Origin of the sequence: Haliscomenobacter sp. (assembly GCF_965225875.1) — a bacterium.
In the GTDB taxonomy this organism is placed as follows: Bacteria; Bacteroidota; Bacteroidia; order Chitinophagales; family Saprospiraceae; genus Haliscomenobacter.
Genome location: NZ_CBDDBS010000003.1, coordinates 2,173,077 through 2,192,056, shown reverse-complemented (window position 1 = coordinate 2,192,056; position 18,980 = coordinate 2,173,077). Strand labels below are relative to the sequence as shown.

The window sequence follows — 18,980 nt, the reverse complement described above, 5'->3', positions numbered from 1 at the left end:
AAAGTCGTTTCTGATTTCAAAAAATCACTAAAGCGGCATTTTTTGATAGCACAAAGAAAAAGAGAGGACACTGAGGACACAAAGTTAGACGTTGACGGCGCTTCGCTTTGTATCCTCAGTGTTCTCTCTTTTTCTTTAATGCAATATACACCCCAGATGAACTTTTGGAAAACAAGCATGAGAAAAAAATATTTATACTTATCACTTGAAAATGAGTAAAATAATATCTAATTTGGGGGTACTTGTTTCTTTAATACCCCAAAGCACATAGAAACTTTTCTCCTCTTCTAATTGCTTCCTTTGATGTACAACGAGCTCTCGTTTTGAGCTAATTCAGCTTGTATACTGTCTTGATGATTTACATTTTTCAATTTGGATACACCAAATAGCTGTGGAGTTAATTCATTGCTACAGTGATATGCTATTCCCATAAATCAATTTAAAATCGGAACAGTTCAATCACTTATCCGCTAACGGCTTGTCGAAGGCCGTGTAGTAATAACTGTGTATTGCTTATTACATAAGTGCGAGCAATTGGCTTTCACCCAATTTTTTCACCAGTTAGATTACAACAGGCATGAAAAAATGTACCTTTTTAATCCTTGCCTTTGTGCTGATCCAACTAGGATTATTTGCACAAATGCCCTGTCCCAATGTCATAATCAACGGCGATTTTGAAGCTGGGAATGCCGGGTTTACCTCTGCATTGGCTTACAACTGTGATTGTGTAGATGCCAGCGTCTGTGTCAATGCCAATTTTGGTCAAAAATGCCGGGGCTGGTCAACCTTGGGAAATCATACGCCTGGAGGGACGAATTACCTGATTGTAGATGGCAGTTCTACTGGCCCGGCTAATGTATGGGCAAGCACCGTTCCTGTTTCACCTGGAGATACTTACACTTTTTCATTTTGGGTAGCCACGGCTTATGTATCCAGGGACTTGATTTTTGATCTCGGGATGATTGTCAATGGCCAAACTGTTAGACAATTCACCGTTAGCCAAGCCTCACCTACCTGGACCCAATACTCCTTTACGGGTATTTGTCCGGTTGGCTTGAGAAGTATGCCCATTGCCATCCGACAGATGACCGGGGGCAGTTTTAGGGATTTTGGAATAGATGACATTTATTTTGCCTGCTGTGCTTGTAAAGCTGATTATACGACTACCAATCTGGATGGATGCGGCAAGGTTCAATTCAACAATACTTCCATTGTTCCCGGCGGTATAGGTTATTCCTGGGATTTTGGGGACACCGCAAGTGGCGTGAACAACAGTTCGACCGAGCCAAACCCCATCCATCAATTCAGCAAATGTGGCACCTACAACGTGTGCCTGACCTTGAAAGGAGAGGGTTGTTCCTCGAAAATTTGTTATACCGTGGATGCCTCGGATAATGCAGTGCCGTTCATTATCTGTCCACGCAATCAAACAGTGAACACCAATCCCGGGCAGTGTTATTTTACTGGTACCTTACCCCAGCCTTCGGCATCGGACAATTGTGATGTATCCCCGGAAATTATCTGCTCCTTGATTACCTCCACTAGTTCGATCCTGATCACGCCTCAAACCCAGTTCCCCAAAGGAGAAAATTCCATTGTTTGTTTTTCCAGGGACAAATGTGGGAACGTCAGCCGATCTTGTGCCTATATACTTACCGTGCGAGACAATCAAACGCCCAAAATCACTTGTCCCATCAGTACAAGTGTAACCGGCACCAAAAATGCACAAGGGCGCTGTCAAGCCATAGTACGAGGCCTAACTCCAACCACATCCGACAACTGCCCCATGTTGACCGTCACCTACGCCATAAGTGGTGCTACTACGGCTACAGGAAACAATGATGCCAGCGGGAGCACTTTTTTGGAAGGGGTTTCTACTGTGACTTACACCGTGGTAGATATGGACGGCAATAAGGCCACTTGTAGTTTTACGGTGACGGTGAAATGTCCCCCTGACCCACCTGCTTTTCCCTGCGATTCACTCGTTGTTACCAAATCCAAAGTAGATAGTGGTGCCTGCTGTTTCAGTGTGAATTTCAAAGTAAACGCGGGGCCAGTAGCATATGTGGAAGCAGCAAGCCTGACCCCGGGCGTAACCTTCAGTAGCCCCAATCTGAGCAGTAGTTTTGCGTTTGCCGGATTGCCAAGCAGTACATTGATCTCCATCAAACACAACCCTTTTAAAGGTATTCCTCAGGGTAATTACGCCAATGCATTACAGTTTTGTCTCGACAACATCACCAACGCTACTCCGGTACCACAACTAGTGGTATTCCGTTGGTATGTGTATGGGCCCAATGATGTGCCCTATTTGGCCTGTACCGATACCCTGCTTTTTGATTGTAATGTGCCATGCCGCAATAACCTGGTTCCCAATCCAAGTTTTGAACAGTTTACCACTTGCCCACCGGGGATTTCACCGCCCTTCACGGCAGCAATCTGGTCACTGCCAACTACCGGAGGGTCTTCGGATTATTACAACAGTTGTGCTCCTGTTGCCAGTAATGTCAGCACTCCCGTCAATTCATTTGGTACTCAAGTGCCACGTACGGGCTCGGGATACGCCGGGTTCATTTTGCGGCCCACCAACCTCTATCGGGAATACCTTGAAGTAAAACTCAGCGCACCGCTAGTGGCGGGCAATACTTATCAGGTTTCGTTCTATGTAAACCTGGCTGATCAGGCGCAGTGGGCCATTGACAAATTTGGAGCCTTTCTTTCTCTGGCTCCTGTAGGTCCGATTGCAGCGGCGCCCGTGCTTCCTTTTGTACCACAAGTCATGCATCCCACTGGTACATTTATTACCGACAAAACCAATTGGACCCAAATCAGCGGAACTTACCTGGCTAGTGGTGGGGAACAGTATCTGGTGATTGGGAATTTCTATGACAACGTTGCCACTACTCCACAAACGAACCTTGGTGGTTTTTACACTGGGTCTTATTATTACATCGACGACGTGTCCGTTTGTGCAAGTTGTGTTACTCCTCCATGTGACTCTTGCTGTACCGACTCGCTCACGTTCGCTGCACTGATCAATCAAGGGTTCACCGTAGACAACAAGGGATGCAGTGTGACCGTGACTGCTCCGCAGTTTGATTCCTGTTACCTTTTCAGTACTCCGCCTGTCCTGGATGGTGGAGTTGCCCCTCAGGTGATTACCGATCCGGGTGGCTCCTGGACCTTTAATTTTACCCAAAGTGGCATTCACCAGATTTGTGTAACCGTGTTTGACGGGTGTCAAAGCAAACAAATGTGTACCACCGTACGGGTAAATTGTGATAGTTGCGAGTGTAGTGCGCTCGATTGGGCCACCTTTTTGCAAATCAACGGAGGATTTTCAAGCCCCATTCGGTGCGGCGGCAATAATCTTCCGGCATTGTCCGTACCTTGCCCAAAACCCGGCCAGAATTACCTGATCCACGGCAATTACCGATGCATTCCGGATGCTTGTGGCAACGACACCGTGAAATGGGTGCTGGATCGCCCGGGGACGCTGCCTGACGTTCCGGGGGTTTCCAACTCGACCTATCCACACTTCGACGTATCCATCCCCTGGAACCTTTGTACGACCCCAGGAACCTACGTGCTCCACATCAGTCGCAAATGTGGTGGAAAAGAGTGCCCTTGTTCTTTCAAATTTGAAGTGCCAGCCTGCCCTTGCTCTTGCGACGATCTCAAGGCAGACATCGCCCACGGCTTTAATGCAGTTGCCAAACAGGCACCTGGCAGTTGCAAACGCAATTTTAGGCCAGTTGCACTCTGTTCCAATGACGTTGTCAGCTGGTCGGTGAACGGTGTGAATTTACCAGGTACCACTACTGGCAACAATGTCAAAATGATCACCTTCAGCAGCTCAGGCATTTATGTGGTTTGTATGACGGTGATTCGAACAGAACCCAATGGCCAGAAATGTGAAGCAAAGTTTTGCCAAAAGGTAAAAGTAAAATGTAACCCAGGAGGCATTGACCCTAATGTTACTTTCTGTGCAAACGATGTGATCCTAAACGGAGATTTTACAGAAGGTGTCGAAGCGGGGGATTTGGATAGAGGTCCAAGGAAGCCTTGGACTGCAGTATTCCCTTCGCATGGAAGAGCATTTGTATTCGGAGTAGACAGCTCCGGTAGCGGCGATGCAGGCCACCTGATCCTCAATGGCGGTAAGGGAAGTTTTTCAGGAATTTGGCAACAAGTAAACCTGTCGCCAAATATATTTACCACTATCGAGTTCGATTATAAAAATTACCTGGGCAAAAGTTCACCTCCGGGAACCGTTCTGGAGTTCCGTCTGGAACCCGATAGCATCTCTGGCGGGCCGTCACAAATACTCTACCGACACATGATCAGTGATACCAGTGCGGCCTGGACCAATGTGGTTGTATCGGTAAAAGCGAGCCCGAATCCAGACTTTAAGTACCTGATCATTTGTCTTCAGAATGATGATGATGTACAACCATCAGTGGTGGGCATCGACAACCTGAGCATGTGTACCAGCAGCATCAGTGACACCAAACAATTGTCTGCTTTAAAACCAATTCGCATCTTCCCCAACCCCAATCCGGGCAGTTTCAATGTGGAATTGCCACAGCCTGCTACCATTGGTATGACTCTTCGCGTCACCGACCTTGCGGGTCGACTGGTATTGGAAAAACCGACCCAAACTGGGAATAAGCTGCAAACGGTGCAGGCTGAAAACCTGGCGGGTGGGATGTATTTGTTGCAAGTTGTTGAGAAAGGAAGGGTAGTTGGTGTGGAGAAATTTGTGATGCAGTGATTATAGTGCATTGATTACTCAATTCTTTCATTGGGTGTTTTGGAGGATATTTACTTTGAAACACCCATTTTCTTTTTCTATATTTCTCCCTATTTTACCCCCAAAATCAGATCCTAACCATGACTTACGAAAACCTCCTCCTCACCCACGAAAACAACATTCTCCTCGTTACCTTCAACCGCGAGAAAGCCCTCAATGCGCTCAATACCCGCACCATGCAGGAATTGAACTACCTTTTTGCCGAGGATTTGCCCACGCGTAAAGACCTGAAAGGCGTCGTCCTAACCGGAGCAGGTGACCGCGCTTTTGTCGCTGGTGCCGACATCAAGGAGTTCCTGGATTTAGACAACAAAGGCCAAAACATGGCTCAATACGGCCAGGATACCTTCTTTTTGATTGAGCGATTCCCCAAACCAGTGATTGCTGCGGTGAATGGCTTCGCGCTAGGCGGTGGTTGTGAATTGGCAATGGCTTGCCATTTGCGGGTAGCCGGGGAGAAGGCCCGATTTGGACAACCTGAAGTCAATCTGGGCATCATCCCGGGTTACGGCGGCACCCAGCGTTTGACCCAATTGATTGGTAAAAGTAAAGCCCTGGAATTCTGTATGACTGCTGATATGATCGATGCTCCAGAGGCCTATCGCCTGGGCCTGGTCAATTACGTGGTGCCCGCAGGAGAAGAAGTGAACATGGCCAAAAGCCTGATCGAAAAAATTGGCACCAAAGGGCCCATCGCCATTGCCAAAGTCATCGAATCCATCAATGCTTATTTTGAAGATGGAGTTGATGGATTTGCTTATGAAATCAAAGCCTTTGGCGAAACTACCAAAACCGCTGACTTCCGCGAAGGGGCGAGCGCTTTTGTGGAAAAGAGAGTGGCAAATTTTAAAGGAGAGTAAAAAGTGAAAAATGAAAAGTGAAAAGTGTTATTTTTTTCACTTTTCACTTTTCACTTTTCACTTTTCACTTTTCACTTTTCACTTTTTATTTCAGATCCAGCAAGAACCCAATCGTAAAGTTAGCATCCCAATCAAATACGAAGGTTTTGCAGCCGGTCTCGTCAGCAAAAGCCTTGTAGATGTTCAGGCCCGATTTTTGTTTGCCCCCTTCTGCTTTAATGTCTTCTGGTTTGGTCAGTACAGTATACCGTTCCTTGCCATTGCGAATCGCTTTCGCAAACTCAAAAGGAATACCACCAATGATGAAGCATACCTTGCGTTTGGAAGCAGGGATTTGAGCAGCAATGGAAGCTGCTTCGTCGTATGCCGCCTGGTCGCTTACATTGTTTTGGTAATACTTGGAACCATAAGTTTCGAAGCTTTTGATTTCGCCAGCTTCCATCCAGGAAACCTTGGTGTTGCCTGAGCCAATGTCCAATACAAAGGCTTCACCCGCGTACGAGGCTGGCAATACACATTTGAGTGCATAGGCACCTTCTTGTTCAGCGGTTACCGGATTGACAAAATACTTGAGTGACTTGAGCCCCTTGGAGATTTTTTGGGTTTCTGGCGTTTTGAGTGCCCCGGAGCTTACCACGAAGTGAATGTCTTTTCCCGCTACGCCATAAGCAAGCATGTTGCCGATGTAATTTTTAAGCCCCGCGCGTACATCATCGTCGGTAGCCATGTTTTCGTACACCAGACTGGAGCCAAACTCCGCTTTTTCAAGCTTCCAGGTTTTTTTAGCGTCAACGTTGATGATAAACGAGTTGAAACCAGAAGCGCCCAATTCCACCACCCCTTTCAGCGTACCATTGACCGGGGCAGGAGGCAAATAGCTGAAGGCCGCCCGGCCAGGGTTTGTCTTTGATTTAGTACTTGGTTTTTCTTCTTCTTCCTCTACGGGCCTGGCCGGGGAAGTCTTTTCTTCAGTTTTGGTCGTAGTTGTGGTCGTATTTTGTGGCAAATATTTACGTACCGCAAAAAAGATTCCCACGGCAACCAGCGCCAGAATTAAAATTTTGGCAAAAGGTGTAAGCTTCATAGATTGAAAAATTTGGTTTGGAAGATGCCCGAAATTTAGGAATAATTAGCGCATTCTGGGATTTTATTTACCTCTCACAAAATTAAAAAGAAATATCACCATAAATTATTCCGGCTTTTTTACTTTTACCCAAGTATAATTTCACCTTTTTTACCCAAGCCTTTCACAAATTATGAGTACAACGACACGCTTTCAATTGATGGCCATGATGTTCCTGGAGTTCCTGATTTGGGGTTCCTGGTATGTTACAATGGGAACCTATCTGGGGGATAACCTTCAGGCTACTGGAGTGCAAATTGGTCTGGCCTACCAAACGGTGAGTATTGGGGCGATTATTGCGCCATTCTTCATTGGCTTGATTGCCGATCGTTTTTTTCCTGCACAGCGCATTTTGGGCGTTTTGCATCTGATTGGTGCCGTGGTGTTGTACTTGCTGGGGCAACAAAGTACTTTTAATGGTTTTTATCCATTGATCCTCACTTATATGTTGTTGTACATGCCTACTTTGGCCCTGGTCAATGCAGTCGCTTTCCGACAAATGAGCGATACGGCCAAAGAATTCCCCCCGGTACGGGTTTTGGGCACCATTGGCTGGATTGTGGTGGGCAACATTATTGCGTATTTGGCCTTGGAAAAAACCAAGTCTCTGGATCAAACCTTTTTGATTGGAGCAATTGCTTCGGCAGCATTGGGTGTTTTTAGCTTTTTCCTTCCCAATACGCCTCCACCCAAAAGTAAAGAAGAAAAAATCTCCATCAGTGATATTCTGGGCTTGGAAGCACTGGGCATGCTGAAGAATTCATCTTACCTGATCTTTTTCATCGGTTCCATTTTGGTGTGTATTCCGCTGTCCTTTTATTACAACTTCGCCAACCCTTTTTTGAACGAAGCGGGAATGGTAGGCGCTGCTGGAAAAATGAGTTGGGGACAAATCAGCGAAATTGCTTTCATGTTGGTTCTGCCAGTAGCCTTGATTCGCTATGGCATTAAAAGGATTTTGCTGGTGGGAATGTTGGCCTGGGCACTGCGCTACATCTGTTTTGCCTATGGCGATGCTGGCGAGAATTACTGGATGCTGATCGTGGGGATTATTCTACACGGTGTTTGTTACGACTTCTTCTTTGTAACGGGCCAAATTTATACCGAACAACAAGCTGGGGTGCGCTTTAAAAGTTCCGCTCAAGGTATGATTACGCTGGCTACTTACGGCATCGGTATGTTCATCGGATCCTACATCAGCGGCTATGTAGTAGACATGTACAATGCCGATGGAGTGCACAACTGGACTTCAATCTGGATGGTGCCTGCCGGATTGGCGGTGGCGATTTTGCTGGGCTTTGCGTTCTTCTTTAGGAGTGAAAAGTGAAAAGTGAAAAGTGAGTACACCGTTTGGATTTCACCAATTCGTGTATTTTTTTCACTTTTCACTTTTCACTTTTCACTTTTCACTTTTCACTTTTCACTTTTCACTTTTCACTTTTCACTTTTCACGCTTTCTTAAACGTCATCGTCGACGTCTGCGTGCCTCGGGCATCATTGAATTTGCTAACCATGACTACTTTCATACTCGTACCCTGTTTATTGAGGTAGAGGGTACGGAGCACAAAACCTTGGTTGTAAATTGCAGTGTGGGTATAATTTGGATTGCCATTCACTTGGGCTACTGGCGCTTTGCCCCAGTCACAATCTTGTGGGGAGCACTGACCCCAGGTTGCGATGTTGTTGCCACCATCTACGAAGTTGATTTTGGTCAAACCACCCGTGTTTGGATCAACATTAACCCAATTGTCAAGAATGCCAACTACGATACCGGGATTCACTACGATACCAGGATTAACCAGCACCAGATTGGTTTTGGCCTTCACCCATACTGCCCGGCGACCGATGTTGTTGGCGTTGTACTTGATCCACATCAGACCACCCATGCCCCAATCGGTTCCCCAGGAGTTTTTGATCAACCAGGCGCCTTTGGCATCATCCCAGCCGATAATTTGTACCACGTGGTTGGAAGAAGGAGCGCCGTAGTTGCTAGGAAAGCCAATGAATACGCCCGCTACATAGTTTTGGAACAAACCATCAACCATTACACTGGAAGCAACTGAACCATATTTACAAATGGCTTCTTTGATTTTGGCTACCGAGGCGATACCGGCATAAGTTGCTGCCGGATCGGCCAGGCCCCAAGCTTCCGCTTTGTAAGTGGTAGCAGGTTTGGGAGCACAAGCGGTGTAAGAAGTTGTATAAGGATAGGTAGCTTCAGTAGTTACACTGTTGTTGCCGTCTACCCACCATTGGTAAACCAAGTTGGACATCCCTCCACTACAGTCACCACCGCCAGAGCAGGAGAGTACTTGCTGTTCGGAAAGGTTCAATGAAGCTGCTGCACCGCCATTTACTTTCAGGTAGTTGGACTCATAAGCCGCAACGGTACCAAAAGCCCAGCAACTGCCACAACCACCCTGATCGCGGACAGGAGTAACATGCCCCTTGCTGCGGGCGTCATAAGCTGCCAAACCTGCATTACAAGCCAATACACCTGGGTCAATGGTGAAGGTTTTGGTGCGCAGGTAATTGTTGATGCTCTGGAGTTGTTGCGGATTTGGTTCCCGTTCACCGGTGATCTGAGCGATGGGGCGACCCGATACGGAGGTGAAACCTACTGCAAAAGGTAATTTTTGGGTTGCAATAAACTGGCGCTGTTGTTGCAACTCCAGTTTGATGGGCTGGGGAGCTTGAATTTCACGGTTGATGTAAATCTGGGGAACTTGAACTTGAGCGTACATGCTACAAGCGCTCAACAATAATGCAAAAAGGTAGAGCGGCTTGGTAAAGCCAGCAAAGGTTAACTTTTTCATGGTAATCTGCTTAAAGGGTTGGTGATAGAATTTTGGGATTTATGGGGGAAGGAGGTATTGGTCGTTTTAAGGAGACAATACCTCCTAACTTTTTAGTCAATCTGTACGGTGTAGCTTTCTCGTTTGGCATCCGCAGGAATCTGCTTGTTAAAAGGCCTCCGGTACACAAAATCCAGCGTGGTCTTGCCTTGTTTCAATGTTTTGAACACAAATACATCCATGCCCGATTTTCCGTCGGTGGTTTTTTCAGATTCCTGGTGGGTTTGGCTTTCCAGATGTACAAATTGGCTGTCCACTGGATTGGCCAAAGCCCAACTGTAGCCGGTCGCGATGCTGCCGGGTAACTCAATCGTAAACTTTTCGCCTACTTTGGCGCGAATGGTGTGTTGTTCAGGGATCATGTCAGGGTCAGTTTGGCATTGTGCCAGAATAAATAGAAAGCTGATCAACCATTTCATAACTATGATTTTGGTGAACGTTCACAAGTAGGTGTGGGAGAGGGTAGGGGGCGTTCCAGCTTTTTGGAATTTTTTTTTGAAAAAACTTTCAAACAATAAAAACAGTGCTGAAAAAGTTAAGGAACCGAGGCATAAAAGCCCATTTCGTAACATTTTTTTATGTAATTTTATAAGTCTTTGCATCCGGTGCTTGATAAACATACCACGATGAAAAACAACCAGAAGTCAATAATCCAATGGACACTCCTCGCTCTAGCAAGTACCCTAGTCATCTTGACGGGGTTCAGCAAAAACATCTTTTCAACCCAACGCCAAATGACCTTGAAAGACTATCCTAAAGAATGGAAGCAGATCGACTCCCTGGAAAATCAGGGTTTACTACGCACTGCCCTGGAAAAGGTAGATGCACTTTACACTCGGGCGAAACAAGAGAAAGAATCGGCCCAAGTCCTCAAAGCCCTGATTTACCGCAGCAAATACCTGGCTAACCTGGAAGAAAACGGTGAAATCCTGGCCATCAACCGCCTTCAGGAAGAGGTGAATGGGGCTGCTTTTCCAGAAAAAAACATCCTCCAGTCCATGTTGGGGCAGTTGTACCAAAAATACCAGGATGAAAATTACTGGCGCCTCAACAACCGCACCACCATCGCCGATTACAAGCCTGATGACCTGGCCACCTGGTCGGCGGAGCAAATCCAGGATGAAAGCGCCAAACTTTACCTGGCTTCGGTGGAAGGGCAGGGTTTGCGCAGCACACCCTTGAAAAATTTTGACCCCATTTTGTTGCCAGGGGTCAATACCGAAGGCTTGCGTCCAACCTTGTTCGACGTGTTGGCGCACCGTGCCATCAGTCATTTTGCCAACTCACGGAGCCGGGTAGCTACACCAGCCTATAAATTTTACATCGACAATCCAGCCGCTTTTGGTGATGCGGCCAGTTTTGCTTCCGCAAGTTTCCCAAGTAAGGACGAGACGTCGTACCAACGCCGCGCTTTACTCTTGTATCAGGAGGTCATTAAATTTCACTTGAATGATCCTGCCCCTGATGCATTGATTGACGCCGAATTGTTGCGCCTTGATTTTGTAAAAGAAAATGCGACCCTTGCCAATAAGGATGATTTGTACCTGGCGGCATTGGAGAATTTGGTGAAAAAATACCCGACTCATCCTGCTGCTGGCGGAGCTACCTACCGCATGGCGCAACACTTTGCCCAAAAGGGTCGCTTGTACAACGCCCAGGACAAAAGCACCGAAAAATACCGCCTGGACCTGAAAAAGGCCAAGACAATTTGTGAGGATTGTATCAAAAAATTCCCCAAATCGAACAGTGCGCAGTTGTGTAAAAACCTGGTTGCTAGCCTTAGTAACCGCAGCGTGAACCTGCAACTGGAGGAAGTGAGCAGCCCGAAAGAGCCAGTTTTGATTCAGATTGGTTTCCGCAATGCCAGCAAAACCTTCTTGCGCCTTGTGCAGCTCACTCCTGACCAACGCGACAAACACCGCAAAATGCGCCAGGAAGAGGGAGATGCATTCCTACGCAAACTCAAACCCATCCGGAAGTGGACGGCTACACTACCCGATGACGGCGACCTGCAAGAACACTTCACCGAAATCAAAACCGATGGGCTCGACCTGGGCTTTTATGCCCTTTTGGCTGCCGACGATGAGGCCATGGGCAATAAGGAACGCCGCCCTGCGATTGCCTTTTTCCACGTCTCCAACTTCGGCATCCTGACTCGCAACGACGATACGGGTGCCCTGAATCTGGTTGTGGTCAATCGCCAAACGGGTGACCCCATTCCTGGTGTGGAAGCGACTTTTTTCAGCAATGAATACAACCGTACTTCCCGCACTTACGATGATATAGAAATTGGCAAAGCCAAAACGGATGCCGATGGCTTCGTTTCTTCCAATATCCGCGACCGTTCCATCCGCGTGCGTTTCATTCAGGGCAAGGACTACCTGTACCTAAACGACAGCTACTACAGTTACAGCCGAGAGTTGCGCGAAGACATTACGCAAAACACTTACTTCTTTCTGGATCGCGCCATTTATCGGCCCGGACAAACGATCTACTTTAAAGGTATCGCGGTGGAAAACCGCCCCAATCAGAAGCCGGTCATTTTGACCAACACCAAAGTGACCGTGACCTTCTTTGATGCCAATAACCAGGAAATTGAACACAAAGAACTGGTGACCAATGCTTATGGTTCCTTCAACGGTACCTTCGTAGCCCCTGCGGGCGGACTGCGCGGACGGATGAGCCTGATCAGCAGCATTGGCGCTTCTTCGACCAGTTTTAACGTGGAAGAATACAAACGCCCCACCTTCGAAGTGGCCATGAAGCCCTTAGAAGGGGAACCAAAACTGGATCAGCAAATTACCGTCAAAGGCGACGCAAAAGCTTTTGCGGGCAACAACATCACTGGTGCCAAGGTTACCTACCGCGTGGTGCGTCAAACCCGCATTCCCTGGTGGATGATGTGGCGTTGGGGTGGCTACTGGCCCGGCAACAGCGAAGAGCAGGAAATTGCCCAGGGTGAAACCCAAACCGACGACCAGGGCTTGTTCAGCATCAGCTTCCAGGCTATTCCTGATCGGAATGTGGCAGCAGCGGACAAACCTGAATTCCAATTCACCGTTTACGCCGATGTGGTGGACATTACCGGCGAAACCCACTCTGGCCAACGCAGTGTGACCATTGGTTACATTGGTTTGAATGTGGAATTGGATCTGGAGGAAAAAATGAATCAGGCCAAGACCTATTACCTGGGCATCCGCACCCAAAACCTGGACGGACAATTCCAGGCCGCCAGCGGGCGTGTGAAAATTTACCGACTGAAAGGGCCTGAACAACCTTATCAGAATCGTTTGTGGGATGCTCCAGATCGCCCCAGCATTGCCGAAAAAGATTTCCGGGCAGCTTTCCCCAACCTGCCTTTTGGCCAGGAGGACAAACCTGAAAACTGGGCCAAGCAGGATTTGATTTTTGATCAAAATTTCAATACCGCTCAAAACGATAGTCTGGAGTTGCCGATGATGAACCTCAGTGCAGGTCATTACGCCCTGGAACTGAGTACCCAAGATGCCAAGGGTGAAAAAATTGAAATCACCAAATACTTCCAGGCCTACAACAGTGTAAGCAAACAAATTCCCGCCAGTACCATCCTGATGCGTGAATGGGATCAAAGCAGTTTTGAGCCGGAAGAAATGGCCGACCTCATGATGTACTCCGGTTTGCCGAACCTCAAAATCCTGATTGAAACCGAAAAAAACAACCGCATCCGCGACCGCAAATGGATCAGCCTCCAAAAATGGGCCGAGGAAAGTTACCTGGTGAAAGAGGCCGACCGTGGGAACGTGCAGTACCTGCTCGCCTACGTGTGGAATGGCCGTGCCTACAGCGATCACCTGACCTTGAATGTGCCCTGGAGCAATCAGGAACTGAAAGTAGAATACCAGAGCTTCCGCGACAAACTCAAACCCGGCCAGGACGAAGAATGGCGCTTGCGCATTAGTGGCCCGAAAGGGGAACAAGTAGCCGCAGAAATGGTGGCTGCGCTATACGATGAGTCATTGGACCAATTTGCTGCCAATAGTTGGTACATGTGGCCTTTTGGTAGCCAGTCTTACTCCTCGTATCGCTGGAACAACCAGGCTTTTGGGGCAACTTCTGCCAATTATTTCATCAGTACCAATCAGGGTGAAGTGGCTGGTCGTGCTTACCCAAGCCTGAACTGGTTTGGTTACATTTATGATGCGGAAGGTGGAGATGTACGGCTAATGGGTGGCCGCGCTCGTACAATGTCGCGAAGTGCGCCGGATGTTGCATACAGCATGAGTCAGGAAGAGCCTGCAATGGCACCAGCCCCGCCGGGAGCACACGACCTGAAGCCTGAAGCTTATGCAAGAGAGAAGAAATCAAAAGACGACAGTATGGAACTGGAGGATAAGCCAGCAGCTGAAGCCAAGCCAACGGCCAAACCTGCCGACTTCCAGCCCCGTACCAACCTCAAAGAAACGGTCTTTTTTCTACCCGAACTGGCCACCGATGCCAGCGGTGCCATCATCATCAAGTTCAAGATGAACGAGGCGCTGACCCGCTGGAAATTCCTGGGTCTGGCGCATACCAAAGACCTGAAAATTGGCAGCACCACCCGCTCGGTAGTAACCCAAAAAGAACTGATGGTACAACCCAACGCGCCACGTTTCCTGCGCGAAGGGGATGAGATAGAATTCACCGCCAAGGTGAGCAACCTGAGTGGGCAAGTCCTCACGGGCATGGCCTCCTTGCAGTTGTTTGACGCCGTGAATGGGCAGGCAATCGATGGCCAATTGGCGAATAACAATAGCTCGCAGTCCTTCACTGTAGCGATTGGGCAGTCGGCGCCTTTGTCCTGGAAATTGAAAATCCCCGTAGGCGGCGCCAGCGCGGTGACCTACCGGGTGATGGCTTCAGCGGGTAGCTTTAGTGACGGGGAGGAAAATGCCTTGCCTGTGCTGAGCAACCGCATGTTGGTGACGGAAACTTTGCCATTGTTTGTGCGCAGCAAGCAGAACAAAAACTTCACCCTGGCTTCGATGGGCGAGGGCTTCAAGTCGAGCACCATGCAGCCGCACCAGTTTACGCTGGAATTTACCTCTAACCCAGCCTGGTTGGCGGTGAAGGCATTGCCGTACTTGATGGAATACCCACATGAATGCTCGGAGCAGATTTTCAGCCGTTATTACGCGAATACTCTGGCTGCACACGTAGTCGATCAACACCCGAAAATCCGCCAGGTGTTCGACAAGTGGAAAGGTTCAGCCACGGCTTTGCAGAGCAATCTGCGTGCCAACCAAGAACTGAAGTCAGTACTCCTGGAAGAAACGCCCTGGGTACTAGAAGCACAAAGTGAGGAAAAACAACGCCAACAAATCGCCATCCTATTCGATCTCGACCGCATGGCCAACGAAGAGGTAGCAGCCCTGGGCAAATTGCGCGAACGCCAAATGGCGGACGGCGGCTGGAGCTGGTTCCCTGGCGGTACGGGCAGTTGGTACATCACCCAACACCTGGCTTCGGGCTTTGGGCACCTGGCCAAACTGGGCGTAAAACCCAAACTGGCGAGTGATGAAATGGCGCTGAAAGCCATCGAATATTGCGATGCTCAGGTGGTTAAGGCCTATGAGGACCTGAAAAAAGCAGAAAAGGATAAACGCCTGAAGTTGTCCGACGACAACCTCTGGGACATGTACATCCACTATCTGTATACCCGCAGCTTTTATCCTAAAGCGACCAGCACCAAGGAAGCTACCGAAGCGCGCAACTACTTCATCCAACAGGCCAAAACCTACTGGACCAAAAAGGGCAACTACCAACAGGGGATGTTGGCTCTAGCGCTGCACCGCTTTGAGGACAAAACCACTCCTGCCCAGATCGTAAAATCACTGGGAGAACGCGCCATCCGTTCCGAAGAGCTGGGCATGTACTGGAAATCGCCCGCGGGCTACTACTGGTACGAGGCACCAATCGAAACGCAGTCCTTGATGATCGAACTCTTCGCCGAGGTCGGCAAAGACGACAAAGTGGTGGACGAACTGAAGGTATGGCTGCTGCGCAACAAACAGACCACCCACTGGAAAACCACCAAGGCGACTTCGGAAGCGATCTACGCCCTGCTGGTGACCCAAGGTAAAGTGGAGATGCTGGCCGACGCGCAACCGGTGAAACTGGAGTTCAAACAACTGAAGAATAAAGCGGCACAGGCGAGCATCGGCAAAGCGCAAAACGACGCCGAACCGGGCACAGGCTACTTCAAAACCTCCTGGAAGGGCAAAGACATCCAGCCAGGTATGGAGCAGGTGAGCGTGAGCAACCCCAACGCGGGCATCGCCTGGGGCGCTATGTACTGGCAATACTTCGAACAACTGGACAAAATCAAAGGCTTCGAAGCAACGCCGCTGACGCTGCGCAAAAAACTCTTCAAAGAGGAAAAAACTGCAACCGGCCTGAAACTACGCGAGATCACCGCCACCGAGCCACTCCGCCCCGGCGACAAACTGATCGTACGGGTAGAACTGCGCTCTGACCGCGATATGGAATACATCCACCTGAAAGACATGCGCGCCTCCGGCTTCGAACCGATGAACGTGCTGAGCCAATACAAATACCAGGGCGGCCTGGGCTACTATGAAAGCACCGGCGACGCTGCTACCCACTTCTTCATCGATTACCTAAGGAAAGGGACTTATGTGTTTGAATACCCGCTGCGGGTGGTGCACAAAGGGACTTTTTCAAATGGAATCAGTAGCATCCAGTGTATGTATGCACCGGAGTTTAGTAGCTTTTCGAGTGGGGAGAGGGTTGAGGTGAAGTAGGGGTTTTGGATTAAAAAGCTAGTCGATCTTGACTTTGTCAGGGTCGACTAGTCCAATATTCTTCTTTCGCTAAAAGATAAGTTGGCGTGATTGTTATGATAGAATTTTGAAAAAGTTGCTTCCTCTTCAATAAGACCATCCCTTTTTTTACTACAAACTTATGTATTAAATTTTCTATAGGATAGCATGAACGCATTTCAAAGTCGCTCAGATCATTTTCAGAGGGTGATTCTTTGGCCAAAAGATAATAGTTTTTTAGTTCCAATATAGACAACCTAAAAGGCTCTAATTTAAGGATTTGGTCGAATTTTTCAGTTTTAGTCAACTCCCTTTGCTCAATAACTACAAGTGTAAACAAATACAATATAGATACGCCCAAGACTGGACTTGGATAAAAGTCTGGCTTTTCAATTTCTAAACGTTCAAAAAATCTATTAATAAAATGAATATCCACCTTTTTTCCTTTTAGCGATTCAAGTATTACCAGTGATAAATATTGAGTTGGATTAGAAGAAATAGCAACAGCAATTGCCATTTCGTAAGGAATTTCCCAAGTATTAACATCAAGAGGTATAGATGGTAGTTTTACCATATACTCAGCAGCGAGATATTCTTGTAATGATTTGTGTGAAAACTCAAAATTATCTATGCCAGATTGAAGGAAAATTCCTGTATGAGATTCTAACTCTTTAACTACTTTGTGAACTTCATTTTTAGGTAAACCAAAATTACTACAAACTTCTATATATGCCTGCCTTAATTCATCAAAGGAAAATACAGATTTTTTTAACCTTGTAGTTAAAAAATATGAAAGATATGATAGGAATTCAAATTTTAAGTCTATTTCAAATTGACTATACTGAGAATCCCTAAATACGTTTCTTTGCAAATCCCAGTCTTCAAGTAATAAATTCACAATTTTCCTATATAGGGTCTTAGGTTTATTCGGAATTTTTAAATTACGTTCGTAAATGGCGCATAAATGTGCCAATGTTAAAGGCCTAATAGCTGTATCAGAATACGGTGATTTAGCTAATTGTTTAATCATGTCGGATGCCATTTTTTTATTGTTGAGCCATTTTTTAATAAACGATTCGATTTGATAATTATTTAATGATTTTATTTCGTATTCGAAGGTGTTGTTTAAAGAATATTGGAATTCTCCAGAACGAGATGTAATGATCATTTTCGAAGACTTTAAACCATAAGATAAGAGTTCAACCTGGGAAAAAAAATGGGCTTCATTTCATTTTTAAGTTCATCAAAACCATCTAATATTAATAAAATTTTAAGCTCATCTAACAAATTAGTTATTACTCTATTGAGCAAATTTTGCCCATAATCAGTACGAGTAGTGTCGAAATCTATTTCAATCCCAAGAATAGAGAAAATCCTCTCAAAGAGAAAGAATTTATAAGCGTTATTTTTTAAAGAATTAAGCTCTCTGAGTCGAATTAGAACAACAAAACTAAACTTAGAATATTTATTGATTTCTTTTAATGATTTTTGAATAATTTTTTTTATTGTTGTTGTTTTTCCGGCTCCAGCTTGCCCAAAAATCACAATATTACCAGGAGTGACTTCAAGCAATTTGTCAATATTTATAATAGCCCTCTTACTTTCTGTATCAATTAACCTCGCGGGCGTAACATAATAGTCCAGATCGATATAAACATTCGACAATAATTTTGAACCATTACTGTCTTTGAAATTTATAGTACTTGCCCAAGCTTCAACTTCTTTTTCATGATTGGATATTGATTCATCAAAAAGCTTAGTGCTTATTGTAATTTTTTTAATAGTAGATTGCAATTTGTCAATATTTTCTAAAATTTTTTCAAGAAATATAAATTCTTTATTATCTGTATTTTTATCATCTTTAATCGTTTCTGTTATGGCTGAAATTTCATTTAACAAATCAATTATTGATTTATTGATATTAGAGTATTCAACATTAATGTCAGACCATGATATTAGGTTTTCTCTTGAGTTTTTTTCTAACTTTTTCAGCCTTCCTGATAATAATACTAATTCATCGTTGATTTCAATATTTGCTCTTTCTAGATTATTGAATAAATATTGAACGGCTTCAGATGTTTTACCTGATGAAATTAAACGTTTTGTTTCGTCTGCTATATGTTTAATCATACTATTATTTTATTTATGTTGGACTAATAAAATGTAAATAAATTCAAACTTTTCCCAAACCGCTCTTTAATCCCCTCGCTCAATCCTTCCACATCTACAATCTCATGATATCTCTCCAGCCGATGCAATTCCTCCAATAATGTATTGATGATAATGGGCTTAGTATCGTCAGCGGCGAGGATATCCTGATAAGGCAAAACCAGCCATAGATAAATCGCATCTTTATATTTCCTGACTCGGGTTTTAGTGTCCTCTTTTCTACCTACTAAGGTGATGTACAATTTACTATCTGTCAAATCTTTTAATAAATCATTGATCCAAACAAAATCAATCTTTGGGTAAGAGAGCATATCAACATTGCCATTAATAGAGATCATTGGATATAATTTTATGCAAAATAAA

10 protein-coding genes are annotated in these 18,980 nt (G+C 46.1%); 4 read left to right on the top strand and 6 right to left on the bottom strand.

What is annotated here, in order from left to right; genetic code table 11:
- The first annotated feature begins 577 nt into the window (after positions 1 to 577).
- Positions 578 to 4,774 (top strand): HYR domain-containing protein, encoded by a 4,197-nt coding sequence (locus ACO08K_RS29025; RefSeq protein WP_421800003.1) that lies wholly within the window; start codon positions 578 to 580, stop codon positions 4,772 to 4,774.
- A gap of 119 nt (positions 4,775 to 4,893) precedes the next feature.
- Positions 4,894 to 5,673, top strand: a complete 780-nt coding sequence (locus ACO08K_RS29020; protein WP_421800002.1) for an enoyl-CoA hydratase/isomerase family protein — start codon at positions 4,894 to 4,896, stop codon at positions 5,671 to 5,673.
- Positions 5,674 to 5,758: 85 nt separating this feature from the next.
- Here ACO08K_RS29020 and ACO08K_RS29015 read toward each other — a convergent pair whose 3' ends face one another.
- A complete protein-coding gene (locus ACO08K_RS29015) occupies positions 5,759 to 6,757 on the bottom strand; it encodes a hypothetical protein (protein ID WP_421800001.1) in 999 nt (332 codons plus the stop codon).
- Positions 6,758 to 6,929: 172 nt separating this feature from the next.
- Here ACO08K_RS29015 and ACO08K_RS29010 point away from each other — a divergent pair, with 172 nt between their 5' ends.
- Positions 6,930 to 8,123, top strand: coding sequence for a nucleoside permease (locus ACO08K_RS29010; RefSeq protein ID WP_421800000.1), 1,194 nt, complete (start codon positions 6,930 to 6,932; stop codon positions 8,121 to 8,123).
- 121 nt (positions 8,124 to 8,244) lie between these two features.
- Here ACO08K_RS29010 and ACO08K_RS29005 read toward each other — a convergent pair whose 3' ends face one another.
- On the bottom strand, positions 8,245 to 9,612 hold the full coding sequence (locus ACO08K_RS29005; protein WP_421799999.1) for a C1 family peptidase: 1,368 nt from the start codon (positions 9,610 to 9,612) through the stop codon (positions 8,245 to 8,247).
- A 92-nt stretch (positions 9,613 to 9,704) separates the two neighbouring features.
- Positions 9,705 to 10,070, bottom strand: a complete 366-nt coding sequence (locus ACO08K_RS29000; RefSeq protein ID WP_421799998.1) for a protease inhibitor I42 family protein — start codon at positions 10,068 to 10,070, stop codon at positions 9,705 to 9,707.
- A 207-nt stretch (positions 10,071 to 10,277) separates the two neighbouring features.
- Here ACO08K_RS29000 and ACO08K_RS28995 point away from each other — a divergent pair, with 207 nt between their 5' ends.
- On the top strand, positions 10,278 to 16,430 hold the full coding sequence (locus ACO08K_RS28995; protein WP_421799997.1) for an alpha-2-macroglobulin family protein: 6,153 nt from the start codon (positions 10,278 to 10,280) through the stop codon (positions 16,428 to 16,430).
- Between the two features lie 37 nt (positions 16,431 to 16,467).
- Here ACO08K_RS28995 and ACO08K_RS28990 read toward each other — a convergent pair whose 3' ends face one another.
- From ACO08K_RS28990 to ACO08K_RS28980, 3 genes are read right to left on the bottom strand one after another with little or no spacing between them, the layout of a single operon-like run.
- A complete protein-coding gene (locus ACO08K_RS28990) occupies positions 16,468 to 17,616 on the bottom strand; it encodes an NACHT domain-containing protein (RefSeq protein WP_421799996.1) in 1,149 nt (382 codons plus the stop codon).
- Positions 17,617 to 17,627: 11 nt separating this feature from the next.
- Complete coding sequence (locus ACO08K_RS28985; RefSeq protein WP_421799995.1) at positions 17,628 to 18,578, bottom strand: NACHT domain-containing protein; 951 nt, start codon at positions 18,576 to 18,578, stop codon at positions 17,628 to 17,630.
- 23 nt (positions 18,579 to 18,601) lie between these two features.
- Entirely contained in the window at positions 18,602 to 18,955 is a 354-nt protein-coding gene (locus ACO08K_RS28980) for a hypothetical protein (protein WP_421799994.1), read from the bottom strand.
- Positions 18,956 to 18,980: the final 25 nt, after the last annotated feature.

Bases quoted from the DNA above. Each gene is read 5' to 3' on its own strand.
- ACO08K_RS29025 (WP_421800003.1), top strand. From the start codon at position 578: ATGAAAAAATGTACCTTTTTAATCCTTGCCTTTGTGCTGATCCAACTA.
- ACO08K_RS29020 (WP_421800002.1), top strand. From the start codon at position 4,894: ATGACTTACGAAAACCTCCTCCTCACCCACGAAAACAACATTCTCCTC.
- ACO08K_RS29015 (WP_421800001.1), bottom strand. From the start codon at position 6,757: ATGAAGCTTACACCTTTTGCCAAAATTTTAATTCTGGCGCTGGTTGCC.
- ACO08K_RS29010 (WP_421800000.1), top strand. From the start codon at position 6,930: ATGAGTACAACGACACGCTTTCAATTGATGGCCATGATGTTCCTGGAG.
- ACO08K_RS29005 (WP_421799999.1), bottom strand. From the start codon at position 9,612: ATGAAAAAGTTAACCTTTGCTGGCTTTACCAAGCCGCTCTACCTTTTT.
- ACO08K_RS29000 (WP_421799998.1), bottom strand. From the start codon at position 10,070: ATGAAATGGTTGATCAGCTTTCTATTTATTCTGGCACAATGCCAAACT.
- ACO08K_RS28995 (WP_421799997.1), top strand. From the start codon at position 10,278: ATGAAAAACAACCAGAAGTCAATAATCCAATGGACACTCCTCGCTCTA.
- ACO08K_RS28990 (WP_421799996.1), bottom strand. From the start codon at position 17,616: ATGATCATTACATCTCGTTCTGGAGAATTCCAATATTCTTTAAACAAC.
- ACO08K_RS28985 (WP_421799995.1), bottom strand. From the start codon at position 18,578: ATGATTAAACATATAGCAGACGAAACAAAACGTTTAATTTCATCAGGT.
- ACO08K_RS28980 (WP_421799994.1), bottom strand. From the start codon at position 18,955: ATGATCTCTATTAATGGCAATGTTGATATGCTCTCTTACCCAAAGATT.